The organism is Nocardia farcinica (assembly GCF_029867845.1).
Taxonomy (GTDB): domain Bacteria; phylum Actinomycetota; class Actinomycetes; order Mycobacteriales; family Mycobacteriaceae; genus Nocardia; species Nocardia farcinica_A.
The window spans coordinates 1-4454 of sequence record NZ_JARWRU010001093.1; the positions used below are offsets into that span (position 1 = coordinate 1).

A 4454-nucleotide genomic window follows, 5' to 3' on the forward strand; every position below is an offset into this window, starting at 1 on the left:
CCGGCGCCCCGCCAGCCCCCCCCCTCCCGCGGGGGGGGGGCGCGCGGGATCCCTCTTCTCGACCGATCCTGGTTTCGACCGATCCGTGGTTACTTGTTCTCGTCGCTGGGACGGAACGCCGTGGTGGCGTCCTTGGCGGGATCACTACCGGTCTCGCCGCCGAACGGCTGGCCCTGCTGCTGACCGGCCTGCGGGGCCGAGGGCTGCTGGCCGTAGCCGCCGTACTGCTGGCCCGACTGCTGACCCTGCTGTGCCTGCTGGCCGCCGAAGTGCTGCGTCGCGCTCTCGTCGGGACGCGGCTGCGCGCCGGAGGCGTACGGCGAGGACTGCTGCTGCGCGCCGTAACCCGGCTGCTGACCGTAGGGCGAGCCCGCCTGCTGACCCGGCTGCGGCTGCTGACCGTAGGGCGAGGACTGCTGCTGGCCGGGCTGGCCGTAGGGCGAGGCCTGCGACGGGTACTGCGCGCCGGAGGCGTAACCGGCCTGCTGCCGGCCGTAACCACCCTGCTGGCCGTAGGACGGCTGGGCGGGCTGGCTCTGCTGGCCGTACTGCTGGCCGGGCTGGCCCTGCTGCTGACCGTAGGGCGCGCCGTAACCGCCCTGCTGGCTCGGGAATCCGCCCTGCTGGGCGGGCTGGGCCGGCTTCGGCGCCGGCGGCTGGAGGATGCCCGCCTCGAACAGCACCACCGCGACCGCCAGCGCGGTCTGCACCAGCGCCAGGAAGATCAGCACCCAGGCGCCCCACTTGGTGGCCAGTCCGTCGGTCAGCCCGATGACCTGGAACAGCAGCGCCAGGAAGCCGGCGGCGGCGGCCGCGGCCGCCGCGCCCGGCCACAGCTGCTAGGGCAGCAGCGACACCGCGGCGAGCAGACCTGCCAGCAGCGGCAACGCGAGCAGCGCCGACAGACCCATCGCGAACGCCGACTGCGAGTCACCGCTGATGGTGGCGCCGTTGAAGGAGTTGGTGATCTCGGCCTGGGCGAAGGGCAGGAAGCCGAGCAGGAAGATGAGCACGCCGAGCGCGGCGACGCCAACCAGCAGGAAGAACGGGAGCCCCTTGGCCGCCGCGCCGGCGGCGCTCGCACCGGCGCCAGCACCGGACGGCTGGCCGGGGCCGGGTGCGGAAGGTGCGGAGGGCGTCGCGGGTGTGTTGTACCCGGAGCCCCCGGTCGGGTAGGACATGTCGTCGTCTCCTCGGTCGAGTTCGTGTACTTCGGCTTGGATTCGTTTCTGACGCTACTGGTTTCTGACGCTACTGCACGCGACCGCCCCCGGTCATCCCGCCGGAACGAGTCACGACCGGGTGCCGACGCGGAAGGACCGCTTCCCGGATACCCGGAAAGCGGTCCTTCAACGATTTCTCCGGCGCTCGGATCAGCGCCTCACCTCATCGCGATCACGCGGTGATGGAGGCCTGCTCCAGGATCTCGCGCGCCAGCGCGGCGGTCTCCGAGGGGGTCTTGCCGACCTTGACACCCGCGGCCTCCAGCGCGTCCTTCTTGGCCTGGGCGGTGCCCGAGGAGCCGGACACGATGGCGCCCGCGTGGCCCATGGTCTTGCCCTCCGGCGCGGTGAAGCCCGCGACGTAGCCGACGACCGGCTTGGTGACGTTGGCCTTGATGTAGGCCGCCGCCCGCTCCTCGGCGTCGCCGCCGATCTCGCCGATCATGACGATCAGCTTGGTCTCCGGGTCCTTCTCGAACGCCTCGATGGCGTCGATGTGGGTGGTGCCGATGACCGGGTCGCCGCCGATGCCGATGGAGGTCGAGAAGCCGAAATCGCGCAGCTCGTACATCATCTGGTAGGTCAGCGTGCCCGACTTCGAGACCAGGCCGATCGGGCCCTTGCCGGTGATGTTGGCCGGGGTGATGCCGACCAGCGCCTCGCCGGGGGTGATGATGCCGGGGCAGTTGGGCCCGATGATGCGGGTCTTGTTGCCCTTTTCGACGTTGTAGGCCCACGCGAAAGCGGTGTCCTGCACCGGGATGCCCTCGGTGATGACCACCAGCAGCGGGATCTCCGCGTCGATGGCCTCGATGATGGCGTCCTTGGCGAACTTCGGCGGCACGAACGCGATGGACACGTCGGCGCCGGTCTCCTTGATGGCCTCGGCGACGGTGCCGAACACCGGCAGCTCGACGGCGTTGCCGTCCTTGTCGGTGTGCGACACGGTGGTGCCCGCCTTGCGGGCGTTCACGCCACCGACGACCTGGGTGCCGGCCTTGAGCATGAGGGCGGTGTGCTTGGTGCCCTCACCGCCGGTGATGCCCTGGACGATGACCTTGGAGTCCTTGGTCAGGAAGATAGCCATGAGATTCGGTCCTTACTCGTCCGCGTCAGCGGGCTGCCAGTTCGGCGGCCTTGTCGGCGCCTTCGTCCATTGTCTGCGCCAGCGTCACCAGCGGGTGCGCGGCCTCGGCGAGGATCTGGCGACCCTCGTCCACGCGGTTGCCGTCCAGGCGCACGACCAGCGGCTTGGTGGCCGCGTCGCCCAGGATCTCCAGCGCCTTCACGATGCCGTTGGCGACCGCGTCACAGGCGGTGATGCCGCCGAACACGTTGACGAACACGCTCTTGACCTGCGAGTCGCCCAGGATCACGTCCAGGCCGGCGGCCATGACCTCGGCCGAGGCGCCGCCGCCGATGTCGAGGAAGTTGGCCGGCTTGACGCCGTTGTGCTTCTCACCGGCGTAGGCGACGACGTCCAGGGTGGACATGACCAGGCCCGCGCCGTTGCCGATGATGCCGACCTCGCCGTCGAGCTTGACGTAGTTGAGGTCGTTCTGCTTGGCCTTGAGCTCCAGCGGATCGGTCGCGTCGATGTCGGCGAAGTCCGCGTGCTCCGGGTGCCGGAAGGAGGCGTTCTCGTCCAGGGTGACCTTGCCGTCCAGGGCGAGGATCTCGTCCTGGGGGGTGCGCACCAGCGGGTTGACCTCGACCAGGGTGGCGTCCTCGGCGACGAAGACCTCCCACAGCTTCTGGATGGTCACCGCGGCGGAGTCGAGCACCTCGGCGGGCAGGTGGCCCTGCTCGGCGATGGAGCGCGCGAACGCCAGATCGACGCCCTTGACAGCGTCCACCGGGACCTTGGCCAGCCGCTCCGGCTTGGTGGCGGCGACCTCTTCGATCTCCATGCCACCCTCGACCGAGCACATGGCCAGGTAGGTGCGGTTGGCGCGATCGAGCAGGAAGGAGATGTAGTACTCCTCGGCGATGTCCTTCGCCTCGGCGACCAGGATCTTCTTCGTGATGTGGCCCTTGATGTCCAGGCCGATGATGTTCTGCGCGTGGGTGAACGCGTCGTCCGGGGTGGCGGCGTACTTGACGCCACCGGCCTTACCGCGGCCACCGACCTTGACCTGGGACTTGATCATCACCGGCTTGCCGATTTCCTCCGCGATGGCGCGGGCGTCCTCGGCCGAGTCCGTGACGCGGCCCTCGGACGAAGGCACTCCGTGCTTAACGAAGAGCTCCTTCGCCTGATATTCGAAGAGATCCATGTACTCACCATCTCGTCTGCGTTGCTATGACAACGTCTTTGTTGGCGGCCCGACGTCGGAAGCGGGTCGGGTCGGACTCTAACCAGTCACATGGAGGGCCAATCGGCCACGTTCATCCTAAGTGGCGCAGGTCACGCGGCATGGGCCGGGGGCAACAAAACCGCTGGCCAAGGCTACTGACGAGTAGCTTTCGGCAGTGCGGCCAGGTAGAGCGGCACGCCCGGGGCCGGTGCAGAAATTCCGGGAACTTCCACGACGGGCATTCTCACTTCAGTGCCCGAAACGCCGTGAGTTATTCCGCCGCGCACTCGTGATGAATCTCACATGCCGGGAGAGAAACGGCGCAGCGCTTGCGAGCGACGCAATCGCTTCGTTACCGTCATGCAGTCGATGTCACAACTAGGTCACGACTCCCCTGTTCCAGAGGATGAGGAGGACGGCAAGCCTTGATGCAGCACAGCGCTCCGCAAGCGGTGAGCCGTTCGATCGCAACACCCCCGACATCGTTCACCTGCCGTTTCATCGGCACAGTGACCAACTCCCGCTTCACGATGTGGTACTGCCGATGAGTAATCGCTCGTCTCTGACCGAGCTCGCCGCAGGCGCTTTTTCCTCGGGCTCCCGTTCCCGCTCCGGTCACCGTTATCGCGACGACGACCAGCCCTTCCTTCCCGGTGCTGGCGCGTCCATCCCCTCGACGACGCACCGTGCCGCACCCTCGCACGCTGCCCCCTCCGCCGAGGTGGATACCCACTCGGCGCCCGCTCATTCGGCGCCCGCCCATCCGCTGCCGACGCGCTCGGCGCAGACCCCCACGGGGCCCGCCCACGCGGCCCCGCGCGCCCCGGCGGGGGGCGTGGGGGGGGGTTGCCCGCGGCCCACCGCCACCCCGGCCCCCCCCGCCCGGGGGCGCGCGGGGGGGGCGGGGGTCCCGGGCCACACCAGGGACCGCCGC

Annotated in this window: 2 protein-coding genes and 1 pseudogene; all 3 read right to left on the reverse strand. The window is 69.1% G+C overall.

Going from position 1 to position 4454, the window contains the following annotated elements; genetic code table 11:
- Positions 1–89: 89 nt before the first annotated feature.
- Positions 90–1181: pseudogene (locus QH283_RS24170) on the reverse strand (DUF5336 domain-containing protein).
- A 214-nt stretch (positions 1182–1395) separates the two neighbouring features.
- Positions 1396–2310, reverse strand: a complete 915-nt coding sequence (sucD, locus tag QH283_RS24175; protein ID WP_280505233.1) for a succinate--CoA ligase subunit alpha — start codon at positions 2308–2310, stop codon at positions 1396–1398.
- A gap of 25 nt (positions 2311–2335) precedes the next feature.
- Positions 2336–3499: an ADP-forming succinate--CoA ligase subunit beta gene (gene sucC / locus QH283_RS24180; RefSeq protein WP_280505234.1), complete on the reverse strand. Its 1164-nt coding sequence runs from the start codon at positions 3497–3499 to the stop codon at positions 2336–2338.
- Between the last annotated feature and the right edge of the window lie 955 nt (positions 3500–4454).

Coding starts and splice junctions, on each gene's coding strand:
- sucC (WP_280505234.1), bottom strand. CDS start 3,499: ATGGATCTCTTCGAATATCAGGCGAAGGAGCTCTTCGTTAAGCACGGA.
- sucD (WP_280505233.1), bottom strand. CDS start 2,310: ATGGCTATCTTCCTGACCAAGGACTCCAAGGTCATCGTCCAGGGCATC.